Below are 16368 nucleotides of genomic sequence, written 5' to 3' on the forward strand. Positions count from 1 at the left end.
GCCGTCAGGCGCGGCGCGGGGGCTGGCCCATCCACTGGTGCACGCGGTCGACGGTGGCGCCGGTGGCGCCTTCGTCGCACTGCAGGACCAGCAGGTCGCCGGCCACCAGCTGGCCAAGCGCGGTCTCGATGGCGTCGCGGCGCGTGCCTTCGTCGATGATCTTGGTGACGCGGCGTCCTTCGTAGAGCCCCTGCTTGAGCAGGGCGCGGGCCTCGGTGTCAGGCAGCGCGCGCTTGACGCTATGGTCATCGCACAGGAACACGCGGTCGAAGGTGGCGCCCAGGACTTTGCCCTGGCGGACCATGTCTTCGTCGCGGCGCTGCACGCCAGCGCCATAGACGATCATGCGGCGTTCGGCCGGGAAGCGGTCCAGCGCGGCGGCCAGGGCCTCCAGCGCAGGGGCGTTGTGCGCATCATCCACCACCACGATGGCGCCGTTGCGCTCGAACAGCGTGAAGCGGCCCGGCACGTCGACCTGGCCTACGTCGAAGGTCACGATTCCCGCGCGGATCAGATCGTTGGAAATACCCAGCGCCCAACCCGTGGCGACTGCCGCCAGCACGTTTTCCACCTGGAACGAAACGCGGCCGGCATAGGTCACCGGAATGGCGGAGACATCGGTCAGCGGCGTTTCGAGGTTGCCAGTGGCCAGCACGACCTTGCCATCGCGCACGAACACGGCGCGCTTGCCGTTGGCACGATGCGCGACGATGGCCGGCAGTTCCGCGGACAGGCCAAAGAAGATCACGTCGCCGTCCGACAGCTCGGCCATTTCCACCACGCGTTCGTCGCGCGCGTTGAGCACGGCGGTGCCGTTCTTGAGTACCACGTCCACCTGGGTGCGCAGTACATTGAACATGCGGTCTTCGTCTTCGATGTAGTAGTCGCCCATGTGGTCGGGCGCATCGAAGTTGGTGACCACGCCGACCTGGCAGCGGTCATAGACCAGGCCTTCGGAAAGGATGGCGCCGCTGTCGTTCTCGAACACGGCGGCTTCCACCGCGCGGTTCATCAGGATGCGGTGGCCGGCGTCCCAGTTGGCGCGGTCGCCGCCCTGCACCAGGCGACGGTCCAGGAACAGGCCGTCGCTGCAGGCGAGGCCGGTGTGCTTGCCCGACAGCTGCAGCAGGCGGGCGACCAGCTTGGCCACCACGGTCTTGCCGTTGGTGCCGGTAATGCCGACCACCGGGATGCGGCCGGGGTTGGTGTCGTCGGCCTCGGGGAAGAGGTGGTCGACGATGGCGCGGCCCACGGGGCGCGGCGTGCCTTCCGCCGGCTTGAGGTGCATGAGCAGGCCAGGGCCTGCATTGACTTCCACGATGGCACCGCGTTGCTCGGCCAGCGGGCGCGAGATGTCCTCGGCCACCAGGTCCACGCCCGCGATATCCAGGCCGACCACGCGCGCGGCCAGCGCTGCATGCGCGGCCACGCTCGGGTGCACGCGGTCGGTGACGTCGAATGCCACGTTGCCGGTGCGCTGGATCAGCACGGTCCGGCCTTCGGGCGGTACCGAGGTGCCATCCATGCCCTGGCGCTTGAGCTCCAGGCGCGCTGCCGAGTCCAGCCGGACGCGGTTCAGCGGATGGTCTTCGGTGCTGCCGCGGCGCGGGTCCGAATTGATCTGCAGTTCGATCAGTTCCTCGATCGTCGACTTGCCGTCGCCGACCACGCTGGCGGTCTCGCCCATCGCGGCGGCGACCATGCGGCCGCCCACCACCAGCAGGCGGTGTTCGTTGCCAGGGATGAAGCGCTCGACGATCACGCCGCTGCCTTCCTCAATGGCCACCGCGTAGGCGGTCTCGACTTCTTCGCGCGTCACCAGGTTGGTGAAGACGCCGCGGCCATGGTTGCCGTCGTACGGCTTGACCACCACCGGCACGCCGATGTCCTCGGCGGCTTCCCAGGCGTCTTCCGGCGACTCGACCATGCGGCCTTCCGGCACCGGCACGCCGCACGATTCCAGCAGGCTCTTGGTCAGGTCCTTGTCGCGCGAGATGCTTTCTGCGATGGCACTGGTGCGGTCGGTTTCGGCCGTCCAGATGCGGCGCTGGCGCGCGCCGTAGCCAAGCTGAACCAGGTTGCCGTCGGACAGGCGGATGGACGGGATGTCGCGGTCATCGGCGGCATCGGCGATGCAGGCCGTGCTTGGGCCGAGGCAGTGCTCGTCGACCAGGCTGCGCAGGTTGTCGACGGCGGCGGGCACGTCGAACGGGCGGTCCTCGATCGCGGCCATCACTAGGTCGCGTGCCGCGAACAGCGCGGCGCGCGTGACTTCCTCATGCCAGGCGCGCACGATCACCTTGTAGACGCCGCGGATCGGGGTCTCGCGGGCCTTGCCGAAACCGCCGGGCATGCCGGCCAGGTTCTGCAGCTCAAGCGTCACGTGTTCGAGGATATGGCCCGGCCATGTGCCCTCCTTGAGGCGCTGCAGAAAGCCGCCGCGCTCGCCAATGCTGCAGCGATGCTCGATCAGCGTCGGCAACCACGTCGACAGCCGTTCGTAGAACCCCGGAATCGTGTTGGAGGGAAAATCCTCCAGCTCCCCGATATCGACCCACGCCTCCAGCACGGGCCGATATGTCCACATATTCGGGCCGCGCAGCGACATGACATCGAAAATCTCAATGTCCTTCTTTTTCATTGATTTAGCTTGAGGCAATGGGCGGAGACGCCCGAGAAATGGAAGCCTAACCTTTCAATAACGTTACAGCATACGTCAGGTTGACTTCTTTAGCTGACATCCGATTGTGCAATGCATCAGGAGCCCCGCTGGTTTGCGTTATGTATACTTGCGGGCAAAATCGCGGGCCGCCAGTGTGTGGCCATTCTAAATTGTTTCAAGTTATGTCCGTTTCCGCTGGACGCTGCAAGGCGCGCCGACAATGACCCAATCCTCCCTGCCTGTCTCTCAAAGCAACGCCCCGGGCGAGCCCTGGCGGGCCGAAGCCGGCGCGCTGCTCCGCCCCGGCGAGACCGTTCTGGCCGGGCTGGAGCTCGACCTCGACGCGAGGCTGCATTTTACCCAAGGGTGGCTGGTTGTGACGGACCAGCGTCTTCTGGCTAGCGCTCCCGGTGAAAAAAGTGTGCGGGAATGGGCCATCGAGCCGGGCCTGCACCTCTCGCACACCGATCACGCGGGCGTTGGCACCCTGGAACTGGGCAATGACACGGCCCGCTTTGCCAGCTGGCGCTACACGCTTGGTTACAATCCAGCCGCGCTGCGGCTGGTCGATCAGTTCGAGGCGCGCCGCGACGTGGCTACTGCCGAGGTACCACAGGACGCCGGCGAAGTGCTGTGTCCCACCTGCAAGGCCCCGTTGCCGCCGGGCGAGGAGCAATGCCCGCAGTGCAGCCGGGAACTGGAAACCCCGCCGTCGACATGGGCGCTGCTGCGCTTGTGGCGCTTTGCGCGCCCGTACCGCTGGGAACTGCTGTCGGGCTTCCTCCTGACGCTGCTGTCCACGGCGGCTACGCTGGTGCCACCGTACCTGACCATGCCGCTGATGGACAAGGTGCTGATCCCGTTCCAGAACGGCGTGCCGATCGACTACGGCCTGGTGCGCCTGTACCTAGCCGGCCTGCTGGGCGCAGCCCTGGTGGCCTGGAGCCTGGGCTGGGCACGCACCTACCTGCTGGCGCGCGTGTCCGAGCGCATCGGCGCGGACCTGCGCACCACCACCTACGAGCACCTGCTGAAGCTGTCGCTGGAATACTTCGGCGGCAAGCGCACGGGCGACCTGATGGCCCGCATCGGCTCGGAAAGCGACCGCATCTGCGTCTTCCTGTCGCTGCACCTGCTGGACTTCGCCACCGACGTGCTGATGATCGTGATGACGGCGGTCATCCTCATCTCGATCAACCCGTGGCTCGCGCTGGTGACGCTGGTGCCGCTGCCGTTCATCGCGTGGATGATCCACCTGGTGCGCGACAGGCTGCGCCATGGCTTCGAGAAGATCGACCGGATCTGGTCGGAGATCACCAACGTGCTGGCCGACACCATTCCGGGTATCCGCGTGGTCAAGGCCTTCGCGCAGGAAAAGCGCGAAGTGGCCCGCTTCCGCGAGGCCAACAAGCACAACCTGGCCATCAACGACCGCGTCAATGCGGTGTGGTCGCTGTTCACGCCGACCGTGACGCTGCTCACAGAAATCGGCCTGCTGGTGGTGTGGGTGTTCGGGATCTGGCAGGTATCGCACAGCGCCATCACGGTGGGTGTGCTGGTGGCCTTCCTGACCTATATCAGCCGCTTCTATACGCGGCTCGATTCGATGAGCCGCATCGTCTCGGTCACGCAGAAGGCCGCGGCCGGCGCCAAACGCATCTTCGATATTCTCGACCACGTGTCGAGCGTGCCCGAGCCCATACGCCCGGCAAAGCTGGACAAGGTGGAGGGCGCCATCGAAATGCGCGACCTCGGCTTCCGCTACGGCAACCGCGCGGTGATCCGCGGCCTGGACCTGTCGATCGCGCCGGGGGAAATGATCGGGCTGGTCGGGCACAGCGGTTCGGGCAAGAGCACGCTGGTCAACCTGATCTGCCGCTTCTATGACGTGTCCGAAGGCGCGATCCGCGTCGACGGTATCGACATCCGTTCGCTGCCGGTTTCGGAGTACCGCCGCCATATCGGCCTGGTGCTGCAGGAGCCGTTCCTGTTCTTCGGCACGATCGCGGAAAACATCGCCTACGGCAAGCCGGACGCCACGCGCGAGGAGATCGTTGCTGCCGCACGCGCCGCGCATGCGCATGAATTCATCCTGCGGTTGCCGCACGGCTACGACTCGCTTGTCGGCGAGCGCGGCCAGGCGCTGTCGGGTGGCGAGCGCCAGCGCATTTCGATTGCGCGCGCGCTGCTGATCAACCCGCGCATCCTGATCATGGACGAGGCGACTTCGTCGGTAGACACGCAGACCGAGAAGGAAATCCAGAAGGCACTGGACAACCTGGTGCAGGGGCGGACCACGATCGCCATCGCGCACCGTCTGTCCACGCTGCGCAAGGCCGACCGTCTGGTGGTGATGGACCGCGGCCAGATCGTTGAAGTGGGCGGCCACGATGAGTTGCTCGCACGCGAAGGTGCCTACTACAAGCTGTACCAGGCGCAGGCCCGCAACGTCGATACCGAGGACGAGCCGGCCGATGAGGATGCCCTGCTGGGCACGGAGACCGCCAATGCTTAATGACGACACCATTCTTACCGCTGGCGAAAATCCCGATACGGAATTCACGCTGACCCGCAACGCTTTCGGCAAGCTGGTGCTGACGCTTGGCGACGGCACGGCGCACGAGGGCGTGGTACCGGTGCGCGCCTTCCCGATCGGCGCGCCCGATGACGGCATCGGCATGATGAGCACGGACGGACGCGAGCTGGCCTGGGTTCCGCGGCTCGGCGGGCTATCGGGACCGCAGCGTGCGCTGGTGGAAGAAGAACTGGCCGCGCGCGAATTCATGCCGGAGATCCAGCGCATCGTCAGCGTCTCTACGTTCGCTACGCCGAGCGAGTGGACCGTGCAGACCGACCGCGGACAGACCACGCTGGTGCTGCGCGGCGAGGAAGATATCCGCCGCCTGGCCGGCAGCACGCTGCTGATTTCGGACAGCCACGGCATCCACTACCTGATCCGCGACCTGATGGCGCTGGATCGTCACAGCCGCAAGATACTCGACCGCTTCCTCTGAGCTTGCGCCGTGGGGGGCTGCTGCGTCAGTGCAGCAGTTCCTCGCCGTCTTCGTCGTCGTACATGTCGTCGTGCATCAGCGGGGTCTCCGCGACCATGTCGAACACCGTTGAGTGGTAGTGAATGCTGAACCAGTCGCGGAACATGGCCAGCGACAACTGTTCCGGCCACAGCGACTCGTCAAACCACTCGGCGAGCATGAACTCGAAGAAACCGCGCCAGCGTTTTTCCACCCAATGCCTGGCATTGTCTGTGGTGTCAGCGAGCTCCTCCGGCAACAGGAAAACGCTCTGGTCTTCCCGCACGTGTTCGAGCGTCAGGTTGGGCACGGGCTCGGGGTCCACGGCCCGGATCCAGTCCAGAAACGGCTGCTCCGGAACGATCGCGACCAGGGCGCGGTTGATGGTGAAGCGGGGATAGTCGGACATGGCAAGGCTACAGGGCAGACCGCAGGACGGTATTGTAGACGCCGGAATGGGCGGCAGCGACGACGCCACTGTGGCGTGGGCGGACAGCCGTCTTCCGGCCAAGAAAAAACCCAGCCTGGAAAAGGCTGGGTTTCGGAAATACTGGTGGAGCCGGCGGGAATCGAACCGGCTCCACCACATCTCTATAACCCGTTGATTCTATTGGCAGCCGTGGTGGGTGTTGCGGTTGGAGGTGTCCCATGTGGGACACCTGTTCGGGGTCGAGTGTAGCAGGCTGGCGCCCGTACAAGGCACTGGTCGGGCGTTCGGTCCATTCGGGAATCGAACCGGCGCCCCAATTACATTTAGGTGGCCTACCCGACGTATCTGCCGATGCTCACCGCCAGGGCTTTCACTCGTCGTCGTCTGCGCTCACGTTCGTGCACAGGCGAATCTGCTCGAGCTCCTGCTGGCGACGATGCAGGATGTTGCCCACGACAACTTCGGGAATTGCCGAGCGCGTCCAGGTTTCGCTGACCTTCATGCCGATCTTGCCGGTGTTGTTTTCATGGCCAGTGGGGCGCTCGCTCCAGCGCAAGTAGACGCCGACGCCGCCACCGACCGGGAAGAGGTCGGCGAACAGGCCCGCCTCCGCATACTTGTCGCGGACATACTTCGCCTGCAGCTCCGACTTGAATTCGAGGTAGGCGTCGCCTACCTCTTTTTCTCTTGCGTTGAACAGCAGGATGTCGGTGATCTGGGCGACCTGATTTGCCGCATTGGTCTTCCATTCCAGGTAGCCGAGGCCCGCGGCGTTGCACAGCATTTGGCACAGCTCGCTCGAACTCTTCATCATCGTTGACTCCTTCTTCTGATTGTTGTTACGGGAGATGCCATTCTGCCAGCAGCTGCACCGCAAATCCCGCCCTCGAGACCCCGCCGAAGAGGGATCAGAAGCCGTGGGCGCGGTTGTTCTCGTGTGCAGCAGCTCTCAGAAGGCCGCCCGGCTGGTCGCGGAATGCTGGGCCAGCAGTGTGTGCAGCTTGCCAGCGGCAACCCTCCAGATCAGGCGGGCGCCAGGTTGGCGGAGCTAATCCAGACTGGGACATCTGGTGCTTGATTCTGCAAAACCTTGATGTCGCATGTTGCCCCGAAGCGACAATGGGCACTGGAAGACTCACCAGCCAGCCACGTTTCATCAGTAGTTTTCAATGCCCAACGGGCGCAAAGTAATAAGTAAGTGCTGACATGCATCGCCTATTCAGAGCGACATATTCCAAGGGCACTGCACACTACCGCCAAATGCTACTGCAGTCGGCGCTGACTTTGCGCTATGCGTCCATTTCGGAAACTCATCAAGAAGAATGACCCCACGGCTCCTCACAATGAACTAGTCAGCGCGGTGCTCGTTGCAGTAAGTTTCGCGCCGGCGGCATATCCGGATGCCGTCCACCGCAATTAAGGAGTAGTCAATGGAGAGTTTCAGCAAGCCGGGTGGGCGCGATGCAAGGTCAAAACGGAGCCTGCGCGAGTCGAATCCACAGTTTTATGTACATCGCAGAGTAAGTTCCCCGCTGCCGACATCATCAGACATAAATCCGGCCGCCGACCAACAACCGCAGCCTCCTCAGACGAAGACTTCGCCCCTCTTGATCCCTACGAATGTTCAGCGACTGTTGCGAGATTACGCCTTGCCGGCATATGAGCGGGGGAGTTCTACGGACATAAAGCAAGTACAACTCCGCCTGCCAGAAGCCCTGAAGCAGGATCTCGATTTCATGTGCCGCTGCCTAGGAGTTACCCGGCACACTTGGATCTTGAGCGCGCTTGAGGAGCGTGTCTCCGCGTTTCTCGCGCAGATCGCGCCCAACGAGCGAGAGCCTGCTAGTGACGACCTGCTTGTATAAGGATTTCAGCCCTTGCCACGCCTTACTCCTATTCCGCTCCTATTCATGGGGGCCGGGTGCGGCACGTAGGCTACATCTAAGGATTCGAAGGTTTTAACTCGGCCCCCAACTTACAACGATGTCCTTCGAGGTTGCGTTTCATTTCTAAGGGGTCGACCTTTTAGACGGGCGTGCATCAGCGACGCTTGGGTGATTCGAGCACGCGGTCGAGCTTCGCGTCGATGCTTTCGAGGCGTGCTTCGATGCGGCGCAGGCGCTCGTCGGCCTTGTCGGCTCGCACCTCGATGCGGTCCAGTTGCTTGTCGAGCGTGTCCATGCGCGCGGTGTAGCGCTTGTCCATCTCTGTGATCTGAACCGCAAGAGCCGACTTGCCAAGATCGACTTTGGCCGGCGCGTTCGAGTTCATGAACGACAGCACGCTCAGGATGGCAGCGATGGTGGCAGCGAGCGCTGCGAGGCTGGTCTGGTGCATGGTGCGGTGCTGGTCGGTGAGTTGCAGTTGTCGCCGGCCCGGGGTTCTACTCTGACGCCACGCACGGGACAGCCAGTGAAGTGTATCAATCAGGAGGGGAGTCTAGGGGCTGGGTTTTTCAACCCTTTTCTGTCCCCCTATTCATGTCTAAGGTATTGATATGTATGAAGAATAGGTAGTTATAAGGGTGGGGGTGCGAAAATCATGAAAATCAATGGGTTACGTGTTTTCTAGCCCCCGAATTTTCTGCGCTGGCGTCTGGTCGGTATGCGCATCCTTGCGGCCAATTCGCGTAGCGCGTAGCGCGCCCTGTCGTTCAGCTTAGTATGCGCCACGGTCAGGCGGAGGTCGCTCGCGAAGGGCGCTGCGTCGGCAATGAGCGCGCGCAACGGGTCCAGTCCTGGCTTTGGGATACCGACGGCGAAGAAGGGCCGGGACAGTGCAGTGAAGTTGAATGCTCGAGCGTCTGCGAGCGATGCGAAGGGCATGGCGCCTGCCTGCAACCGCACCTCGCTACGAGCGCGCCATTCGGTTTGGGGAAGCGTACGCCTGGACCCGCCCTGCTGGTCATCACGCTTGACGTAAAAGCGCTGCATCACCTCGTCATTCTTGTCGCCAACGTAGACCGTCTTACCGTGCTCCATGAGTCGGCGCAGCCGCGGGTAGCTGACATGCCATGCGCTCTGGGTCTCATCGTAGACTGCGCCTGCAATGCGGCGGCTTGCGCTGCAGAGCTTTTTAGCGCCCTGAACGCGGCGGGCGGCGATGCTGGCGAGGTCCGCGAGGTTGGTCGAATAGATATCCACCGCGACCTCGACAGCGTAGAACGTAGGGGGCGCAGCGAGCGCCCTGGTGCCGGCAACGCGCTCTAGAACCCGCTCAACGTCCTCCCATGACTTCGGCTCGTTGATCGTCAATCGGAAGCGCGTGGCGGCGCCGCCGTCGCCCTCATCCAGCGGCTTGGCAAAGGTCACCTTGGCGAGGCGCTGGATGGTCGGGCCGTTGCTGGCGCTTGCCAAGGTGATGTCCAGCTTTAGCCAGTCGACCTCCGCACGGAAGGTGAGGCGCGCGAGGTCTGCGCGGTTGGCGATGTCGAATCCCATCACAGCCCGGTCAAGACGTAGCAGTCGCCCTCGTCGTCGTGGCAGGTGCTGATTGCGATGGCGCGCTGCCCTTGACCGTGGTGCAGTCGAATGTTGTGGACGATGGCAAACCCGGCGTCCATCGTGTTGTCGATGACGGAGGCTTCGAGCACGTCCGCGAATTGGTTGCCGGTCAGTCTTTCCATGCGTCGCATATGCTCCCGTGCGGCCTCGGTTGCTGCGGTCTGGGTTGCGATGGACTGGTCGATGCTGAATGCTTGCATGCTTGTCTATGAAAGGGCGCGGAACGATGCCCGCGCGGGTGTGAACGATCAGATTGCTACCGAGCCTGTGGCGGGGGCGGTCGCTTCCGGGTCGCCATCCACGGGGATTTCGTCGGTGGTGATGCCCGCATACACAACCTGGCTGCCAACGATGAGCTCGCCGTAGCAGACGGGCACCGAGTTGCCCTGCTGGGTGGTGTTGACCGCCCCGTTGAAGGCATAGCTGGGGCGGTTCTCAGGGCGCTCGGTGCTGGTGATGGCGGGCGGCTTCGTCAACATCTGCGCGACGCCACCAGCAACCAACCCCGTGCCCATAGCGACGGCCATGCTGGCGGCGATGCTTTCATGCATCAGTCCAGTCATGCCCGAAAGCGTTCCTCCGCCGGTGTAGAAGGTGGCTGCGATCAGCGCCGCGCCAATCAAGATCTGCAGTCCACCCCGGCCCGCGCCGGCCACGACCGGCACAATGCGGATGGGCGCCGCGCCCCAGACTTCCTGCGTGAGCCCCTGCATGTCCTGATCCCGCTTGCCCACGAGCACGCGGTAGCCTGGCTGGCTGTGCTCGATCAAGTGATTCTCGAAGTCGGGGAAGTTCGCCATAAGCGCCCGTATGGCTTCTGCGGGGCTACCTACGGCGAATCGGTGGTGCCGCCCGAAGCGGCGCGCGAGGTGCCCGTAGAGTCGGACCTCACGCAGCACGGGGGAACCTGCTGCGTGCGCGCTCATTCGTTCAGGCCGTGAGCAAGGATGCCGTGAAGCCCTTCGCGGCTTTCGATGAACAGTGCCGGAGCACCGCCGTATGCAGCCGCACGGCGTCCGATGTGGACATTGAAAGAACTCAGACGAATAGCGTGGTCGATCTCTGCGGCGTCTAGCTCCTGGCGTAACTCAGGCTCGGAAAGCACGCGGAAGTTGTTGACGTGGATGTCGGTGAAGATTTCGTCCGCAGTCGCGGTGAAGATTGCATTGGTGCCGGCAAAGCCATCGACGAACATGGCCGTAGCGCCGCCATATGCGGGTGTCCGCCGCCCGAAGTTGACGTTGCAGCTGCCAAGCTCAAATACCTTGTGAATTTTCGCTTTCTCCTTTTCCCGTCGGAACTCTTCAGTCGGTACAAAACGGGATGAGGTGATGCTGATATCGGTGAGGTGGATGTCGTCGGTGATCATGGGATTCCATAAGTGATGAAATATCCTCATTCGAGGTCTAAGCCCATTATAGGCAGCGCGAGGCACCCGCCTTTGATGACAACAACAAACTTGATGACCACTCAGGGAGTGTCAGATTGGGCTATACCCCAGATGGACGTCAGGCGAATCGTCCACTTAATGTCAGGTTAGGGTTTATTAAGTAATTTCTTGACACATTCTAGCAAGGATCATAGACTTCAACCTGACACAACGGGAGCGGGTCATGCAAGTTGGTTACATCCGGGTTAGCAGCGTCGAACAGAACACTGAGCGCCAGCTCGATGGCGTGCAGGTCGACAAGACATTCACCGACAAGGCCAGCGGCAAGGACACCAATCGACCTCAGCTACAGGCGGCTCTGGAATTCGTGCGTGAGGGTGACAGGCTCGTGGTGCACAGCATGGATCGCCTGGCCCGTAACACTGAAGACTTGCTGAGGATGGTGCGCGAGCTCACCGGCAAGGGGGTGAGCGTGCAGTTCCACAAAGAGAACCTGACATTCAAGGCCGATCAGGCCGACCCGATGGCTACCCTGATGCTGACCATGCTTGGCGCCTTCGCCCAGTTCGAGCGCTCGCTGCTGCGGGAGCGTCAGCGGGAAGGCATCGCGGTTGCCAAGGCAAAAGGCGTCTATCGTGGCCGCAAGGCTGCACTATCGGCAGAGCAGGCCGTACAGCTTCGTCAACGCGTCGCAGCCGGCGAAGCGAAGGCCGCCGTTGCGCGGCACTTCGGGATCAGCCGGGAAACGCTGTATCAATACATCAAGGCCGAAGCCTGATGATCGTTCGACTGGCCGGATGCACCATGTAGGGCCACGGCTGTCTCTGACCGACCCATCCCGGCCGTTGAGCTTGCGTAGTCTCGAAGACCGCTCCCGAAGGTGCAACGGTCATTCAAAGCAACGCGCAGAGGGCAAAATGATACGGCCCGAACTGGGACCTGTGCCATGCTGCCTCGTCGTGCAGCGCCAGCGCGACGTCCTCGACTTTCGCCAGCAGGGTCGGACCTCTGGCTCTGTCACACCTTACACCCTACGCCGCGCGAAGATGCACCAGGTCCTCGTTGCCTGGTAAATCCGCCGTCCCATGCATAAAATGGTAAGCGATTCACTGCCGTCCCGTGGTGTGGATCTGAAGTAATCCTTTGTCAGCCGCCGGATCAACCTCGACTTTGACGTCCACATTATTGATTTCGTCCTGCTTGGGTCTGGGGAGTATCAGTCATGAACGCGACGCATGATCCGAAATCCAACCACCTGCTCGCTGCGATGCCGACAGCCGACTGGGAGCGTCTTGCGCCGCACCTTACGCCAGTGGAACTGCCCTTGGGCCACGTGGTGTACGAGTCTGGGGATCAGCTCGGTTACGTCTACTTTCCTGCCGATTCGATCATTTCACTGTTGTACGTGATGGAAGACGGCGCGTCCGCCGAGATCGCCATCGTAGGCAATGAGGGGATGGTCGGGATCGCCATTTTCATGGGCGGAGAAACAACGCCGAGTCGCGCCATCGTGCAGAGCGCCGGGTACGGTTACCGCCTGAGCTCTGCCATCCTGAAGCAGGAGTTCGTGCGAGGCGGGGCGATGCAGCATCTGTTGCTCCGCTATACACAGGCGCTCATTACCCAGATGGCGCAGACCGCCGTCTGCAACCGCCATCACTCCATCGACCAGCAACTGTGCCGATGGCTGCTACTGAGCATCGACCGGCTGCCCTCCAACGACCTGACGATGACGCAGGAGCTCATCGCCAACATGCTCGGGGTGCGACGCTCGGGCGTGACGGAAGCCGCCTTAAAGCTTCAGGCCGCGGGCCTGATTCGCTACAGCCACGGGCATATTGCGGTACTCGACCGGGCGGGGCTGGAAAAGCGCGTGTGCGAGTGCTACGCGGTCGTGAAGCGGGAGTTCGAACGTCTGTTGCCGGACCTAGCCTCGCCCTGAGGGCAGCGGTGGACCGGTAATCAGGAACAGACCCGGTTCTGTGTCAGCAGCGCCCAGACGATCCGCGCGTTACGATCGCTATTAAGCGATTCGACGGTCTCTGACCGACCCGAAGCAGCCAACGGCGTCCAGCGGAAGCGGACAGCCGTACCGCAGACTGGCAGCGATCTGCGCGTACCACACAATGCTCGCTATTTGCCACGAGGCAGATTTACAGAGAACACCGTTTCTGTTGCGTCGGATCGCGCATCGATATCGCCCCCGTGTGCCTTGGCAATCTCGCGCGCGATATATAGCCCAAGCCCCAGACTGCTGTCGGTATTTGTGCCTTGATGGTTCGGGCCGCGCTGGAGTGGATTAAAAATGAGGTCGAGGGTCGACCGCTCAATGGTGCCGGTATTCCTCACTTCCAGTAGGACTTCCGCACCCTTGTCGGTCACTGTCACACATACCGGCGCGTCTTGCACTCCGTACTTGATCGCATTTAGTACCAGATTGCCCAACAATTGCTGGAGACGTCGGCCATCCCAGACACCCATGCAGTCACCGACCACGTCCAGATCCATCTGACGGTCCGGATGTACTACCCGCAACTGGTCCAGCGTATCGGCAAACAACTGGGCCAGATCGATGTCGGTCGGCGCCATATTGATACCCAAACCGAGCCTGGTTCGATTGAAATCAACCATATCGTCCAGCAGCGCCTGCATGCGAGCGCCGCTTCTGATCAAACGGGACGCGGCTCCCGACACGTTTTCGCCGGCGTTCAGCGCTGCCAGATACGACGCTGTAATCTGAATGGTCTGGAGCGGACTGCGCATGTCATGCCCCAACATTCCGAGGAAAAGATTACGGGCCAAGTCTACCTGCATGCTGAAAAAATCTACCGATTCAGCGATTGCCTGATCGATGGCCTCGTTGAAACGGATCATGTCATCCTCGTGATGACTGTCGGGCGCGCACTCGTCCATCCACAGTCGGAGTACGCTCGCGCGCAGGGCACGGTATTCGGCAACCATCTGGTTGATATCGAAGCCGCTTCGCGCGCGCAGAAGGGCGTGCATCTGGGCGGCTGTCTCGGGAGTTCCGGCCAGTTTTGGCGCGTGCCCCGTGGACTTTTCGAATTGCTCTTGCCTGCTTTGGGAAGTAGACAGGTCCTTTGTCACGGCCACCATGATCTGCTGCGCATGGTCTCGTAAGGCCAGCGGTCTCATATCGGCCGCTGCCGGCAACTGGGTGCGCGCAAATGCCTCCCATTGCAACAAAATGGCATCCATATGGTCCAGGATAAAGTCGGCTAATCGCATGTTTGCTTCCGAAGAGCGGGAAATGCGTCGCATAACGCATTTTTGCGGTGAGCAAAATTGCACCTGATTTTGTCGGGTACATCTATTGCTTATGGTAGGAAATTGGAGAACCTCATGCCTACCCGAAACGCGGTGCGCCTGCTGATCGCGGACGACGACCCGAATGCGTTGGCAGCATACGAGTTGTTCTTCGACGCTCATGGTTACGAGACCCGGACAACAGGAGACGGCGCGAAAGCGCTCGCGGCGTACTTTGCGTGGCGTCCGGACGCGGTTGTTCTCGACATTCAGATGCCCGGTTTGGACGGGCACGCGGTGGCAAGGGAGATTCGGCGCCTACAATCCGCGCCGGCCCCTATGCTGGTGGCGGTTACCGCTCTTACTTCGCCTTCCGAGCATGCCGAATCAATCAGATCCGGCTTCGATCATCATTTTGTAAAGCCAGCCGATCTGCCGGCCGTCCTCGCTGCGATAGCGGCCCGCGTAGGCCCTGGCGCCACGGATGATTCATGACAATCGGCTCCGCGGTCTGTGACCGCGTTCCGGCGCGCAAATGACTGGCCGTTCATGGCCGATCTCGGCCGTCGGATCATCGGCCTTCCCCGGAAATCCCTACGGGCGGAATCAATGTGTGAACCGCTGTCGGGAGTCGCACTTGCTCGACGGCGGCTTGCAATAGATTCAGCGCCGTGCCGTGATAGTAGACTTTGGAGGTAATGCGGCCGGTCTCATGCCCGACAATTTCGCCGGTTACGGTTTCACTGACGCCGGCATTCATCATCGCGGTAATGAACCAATGTCGAAATGAGTGAAATACAGTTTCAGGGTTGGTTACGCCGCATCGGTCGCTGTAGCGGCCAAACCATTTCGAGGCGGCTGTACCAAACCCATCTCTGCCCGGCTTGAGCTCAGGGAACAGCCGTGACTCGCCAGCGCTGCGCAAGCGTTCGACATGACGCAGCAAACCTAGCTCGATCAGCGTTGAATGTACCGGCACCACGCGCCGGGCGTTGGCGTTCTTTGTGCGCTGGCCCTCCTCTTCATCCAGCACGCTGATGCACTGTACGCCGTCAATGTTCGCTATGTCGTTCAGTGATAGCTGGCAGAGTTCGTTAAGGCGCGCGCCGGTCAGGAGTGCCATCGGCATCAGCCAATAGGTGTAGGAGTGTTTGAAGCGCTTGCGCTGGAACTCCCGCGACGAGAAGAGGGCGACCAACTCCTGTGTCGTGTGTGGCCGCCGCTGGATCGTTTGCTCGTCCTTGATGGTCAGGGCTTCAGCCGGGTTTCGGGTGATGCCGTATTTCTCCTGCGGGATGCACCATTTGAACAGGGTGCTGACGCGCTCGATCACTCGATTGATGGTGGCCGGTGCGCTGGGCTTGTGTTCCAGCGCCGCGATCTCGGCCAGCGACATGCCGGCGTATTCCTTGCGCTTGTTGCGGTTGGGTGGCAGCTTCCGTAGGAGCTCCAGAAAGCCCGTCATGGTTGCCCGATCAATGGTGTTGAGGGGCCGGTCGCCTACCGCCTCGACGAAGAGCTCGAATGTGGCCCTGAGCGCTTCGGCGGTCTTGGGCGTCCAACTGCCCCGGGCTTGCTGCTCGCGCATGTAGTCCCAAGCAGCCGTGGAGAACAGCGGGGCATCGGGCTTCGGTGCCTCTGGGGCCGGGCGGTGCGCCAGCTCCATAGCGGTGGCTGCGCGCCCCTCCATGATCCCGATCTGGCGTTGTGTCCTGGCGTGCGCGATGCCTTCCTGCGTTCGCTTGAAAAGCTCGTCATATAGCCGGGTGTCAGCTTCTTCCTGCTGCTCGCGCATCATGGCCTTGAGGCGCTCGATCTCGATCAACTGCTTAAGCGGAGTCTTGCTGTCGCTGGTCATCTGTCGTCGGAGTGTACGGAACAGCTGCGCGAACATGGCCGCGAGTCGGTGGGCGGCTGGCGCGGCTTCGCGCACGCTGGCGGTCCCAAGGCTGCGGTAGACCTCCCTGACCGGAAACAGGAGCCGGAGGTCATCCGGGATGCGCTGTCGGTAATAGAGGATGCCGTGTCTGTTCCTGTGCAGTCGGGCTGGTAGTCGGATGGACATGCCGGGGCCGGTGTGGGGT

15 protein-coding genes are annotated in these 16368 nt (G+C 62.1%); 5 read left to right on the forward strand and 10 right to left on the reverse strand.

Annotated features, from left to right (window positions below; all coding sequences use genetic code 11):
- Window positions 1-4: 4 nt before the first annotated feature.
- Window positions 5-2641 (reverse strand): cyanophycin synthetase, encoded by a 2637-nt coding sequence (gene cphA / locus KHO22_RS11445; RefSeq protein WP_211947255.1) that lies wholly within the window; start codon window positions 2639-2641, stop codon window positions 5-7.
- A gap of 241 nt (window positions 2642-2882) precedes the next feature.
- On the opposite strand from cphA, the gene KHO22_RS11450 reads away from it, so the two are divergent.
- On the forward strand, window positions 2883-5177 hold the full coding sequence (locus KHO22_RS11450; RefSeq protein WP_211947256.1) for a cyanophycin metabolism-associated ABC transporter: 2295 nt from the start codon (window positions 2883-2885) through the stop codon (window positions 5175-5177).
- Window positions 5170-5676 carry a cyanophycin metabolism-associated DUF1854 family protein gene (locus KHO22_RS11455; RefSeq protein WP_211947257.1) on the forward strand — a complete coding sequence of 169 codons (507 nt, stop codon included), beginning with the start codon at window positions 5170-5172 and terminating at the stop codon, window positions 5674-5676. The genes KHO22_RS11450 and KHO22_RS11455 overlap by 8 nt, the downstream gene beginning before the upstream one ends.
- Before the next feature lie 25 nt (window positions 5677-5701).
- Here the strand turns inward: KHO22_RS11455 and KHO22_RS11460 are convergent, their stop codons facing one another.
- The 7 genes from KHO22_RS11460 to KHO22_RS11490 form a co-directional block, all read right to left on the reverse strand.
- Window positions 5702-6103 carry a hypothetical protein gene (locus tag KHO22_RS11460; protein WP_211947258.1) on the reverse strand — a complete coding sequence of 134 codons (402 nt, stop codon included), beginning with the start codon at window positions 6101-6103 and terminating at the stop codon, window positions 5702-5704.
- Between the two features lie 391 nt (window positions 6104-6494).
- Window positions 6495-6908 (reverse strand): hypothetical protein, encoded by a 414-nt coding sequence (locus KHO22_RS11465; RefSeq protein ID WP_211947259.1) that lies wholly within the window; start codon window positions 6906-6908, stop codon window positions 6495-6497.
- Window positions 6909-8164: 1256 nt separating this feature from the next.
- Window positions 8165-8461 (reverse strand): hypothetical protein, encoded by a 297-nt coding sequence (locus KHO22_RS11470; RefSeq protein WP_211947260.1) that lies wholly within the window; start codon window positions 8459-8461, stop codon window positions 8165-8167.
- A 230-nt stretch (window positions 8462-8691) separates the two neighbouring features.
- Complete coding sequence (locus KHO22_RS11475; RefSeq protein WP_211947261.1) at window positions 8692-9564, reverse strand: hypothetical protein; 873 nt, start codon at window positions 9562-9564, stop codon at window positions 8692-8694.
- Window positions 9564-9827, reverse strand: a complete 264-nt coding sequence (locus KHO22_RS11480) for a hypothetical protein (RefSeq protein ID WP_211947262.1) — start codon at window positions 9825-9827, stop codon at window positions 9564-9566. Before KHO22_RS11480 ends, KHO22_RS11475 begins: the two co-directional genes overlap by 1 nt.
- A 48-nt stretch (window positions 9828-9875) precedes the next feature.
- Window positions 9876-10553, reverse strand: coding sequence for a tail assembly protein (locus KHO22_RS11485; protein ID WP_230426842.1), 678 nt, complete (start codon window positions 10551-10553; stop codon window positions 9876-9878).
- The gene (locus KHO22_RS11490) at window positions 10550-10996 is read right to left on the reverse strand and encodes a hypothetical protein (RefSeq protein WP_211947263.1); all 447 of its coding nucleotides are present in this window, start codon (window positions 10994-10996) and stop codon (window positions 10550-10552) included. The genes KHO22_RS11485 and KHO22_RS11490 overlap by 4 nt, the downstream gene beginning before the upstream one ends.
- A 244-nt stretch (window positions 10997-11240) precedes the next feature.
- Here KHO22_RS11490 and KHO22_RS11495 point away from each other — a divergent pair, with 244 nt between their 5' ends.
- Both KHO22_RS11495 and KHO22_RS11500 read left to right on the forward strand, forming a co-directional pair.
- Complete coding sequence (locus KHO22_RS11495; RefSeq protein WP_211947264.1) at window positions 11241-11795, forward strand: recombinase family protein; 555 nt, start codon at window positions 11241-11243, stop codon at window positions 11793-11795.
- Between the two features lie 444 nt (window positions 11796-12239).
- Window positions 12240-12959: a Crp/Fnr family transcriptional regulator gene (locus tag KHO22_RS11500; RefSeq protein WP_039010832.1), complete on the forward strand. Its 720-nt coding sequence runs from the start codon at window positions 12240-12242 to the stop codon at window positions 12957-12959.
- 191 nt (window positions 12960-13150) lie between these two features.
- Here KHO22_RS11500 and KHO22_RS11505 read toward each other — a convergent pair whose 3' ends face one another.
- A complete protein-coding gene (locus KHO22_RS11505; RefSeq protein ID WP_211947265.1) occupies window positions 13151-14266 on the reverse strand; it encodes a sensor histidine kinase in 1116 nt (371 codons plus the stop codon).
- A gap of 114 nt (window positions 14267-14380) precedes the next feature.
- Between KHO22_RS11505 and KHO22_RS11510 the strand changes: the two genes are divergently transcribed.
- Window positions 14381-14779 carry a response regulator gene (locus tag KHO22_RS11510; RefSeq protein WP_211947266.1) on the forward strand — a complete coding sequence of 133 codons (399 nt, stop codon included), beginning with the start codon at window positions 14381-14383 and terminating at the stop codon, window positions 14777-14779.
- A 76-nt stretch (window positions 14780-14855) separates the two neighbouring features.
- Here the strand turns inward: KHO22_RS11510 and KHO22_RS11515 are convergent, their stop codons facing one another.
- Window positions 14856-16349, reverse strand: coding sequence for a site-specific integrase (locus KHO22_RS11515; protein WP_211947267.1), 1494 nt, complete (start codon window positions 16347-16349; stop codon window positions 14856-14858).
- Between the last annotated feature and the right edge of the window lie 19 nt (window positions 16350-16368).

It is taken from the genome of Cupriavidus yeoncheonensis, from assembly GCF_905397275.1.
GTDB lineage: Bacteria > Pseudomonadota > Gammaproteobacteria > Burkholderiales > Burkholderiaceae > Cupriavidus > Cupriavidus yeoncheonensis.

Bases quoted from the DNA above. Each gene is read 5' to 3' on its own strand.
- KHO22_RS11490 (WP_211947263.1), bottom strand. From the start codon at position 10,996: ATGATCACCGACGACATCCACCTCACCGATATCAGCATCACCTCATCC.
- KHO22_RS11475 (WP_211947261.1), bottom strand. From the start codon at position 9,564: ATGGGATTCGACATCGCCAACCGCGCAGACCTCGCGCGCCTCACCTTC.
- KHO22_RS11460 (WP_211947258.1), bottom strand. From the start codon at position 6,103: ATGTCCGACTATCCCCGCTTCACCATCAACCGCGCCCTGGTCGCGATC.
- KHO22_RS11455 (WP_211947257.1), top strand. From the start codon at position 5,170: ATGCTTAATGACGACACCATTCTTACCGCTGGCGAAAATCCCGATACG.
- KHO22_RS11500 (WP_039010832.1), top strand. From the start codon at position 12,240: ATGAACGCGACGCATGATCCGAAATCCAACCACCTGCTCGCTGCGATG.
- cphA (WP_211947255.1), bottom strand. From the start codon at position 2,641: ATGAAAAAGAAGGACATTGAGATTTTCGATGTCATGTCGCTGCGCGGC.
- KHO22_RS11510 (WP_211947266.1), top strand. From the start codon at position 14,381: ATGCCTACCCGAAACGCGGTGCGCCTGCTGATCGCGGACGACGACCCG.
- KHO22_RS11450 (WP_211947256.1), top strand. From the start codon at position 2,883: ATGACCCAATCCTCCCTGCCTGTCTCTCAAAGCAACGCCCCGGGCGAG.
- KHO22_RS11505 (WP_211947265.1), bottom strand. From the start codon at position 14,266: ATGCGATTAGCCGACTTTATCCTGGACCATATGGATGCCATTTTGTTG.
- KHO22_RS11480 (WP_211947262.1), bottom strand. From the start codon at position 9,827: ATGCAAGCATTCAGCATCGACCAGTCCATCGCAACCCAGACCGCAGCA.
- KHO22_RS11465 (WP_211947259.1), bottom strand. From the start codon at position 6,908: ATGCTGTGCAACGCCGCGGGCCTCGGCTACCTGGAATGGAAGACCAAT.
- KHO22_RS11485 (WP_230426842.1), bottom strand. From the start codon at position 10,553: ATGAGCGCGCACGCAGCAGGTTCCCCCGTGCTGCGTGAGGTCCGACTC.
- KHO22_RS11515 (WP_211947267.1), bottom strand. From the start codon at position 16,349: ATGTCCATCCGACTACCAGCCCGACTGCACAGGAACAGACACGGCATC.
- KHO22_RS11495 (WP_211947264.1), top strand. From the start codon at position 11,241: ATGCAAGTTGGTTACATCCGGGTTAGCAGCGTCGAACAGAACACTGAG.
- KHO22_RS11470 (WP_211947260.1), bottom strand. From the start codon at position 8,461: ATGCACCAGACCAGCCTCGCAGCGCTCGCTGCCACCATCGCTGCCATC.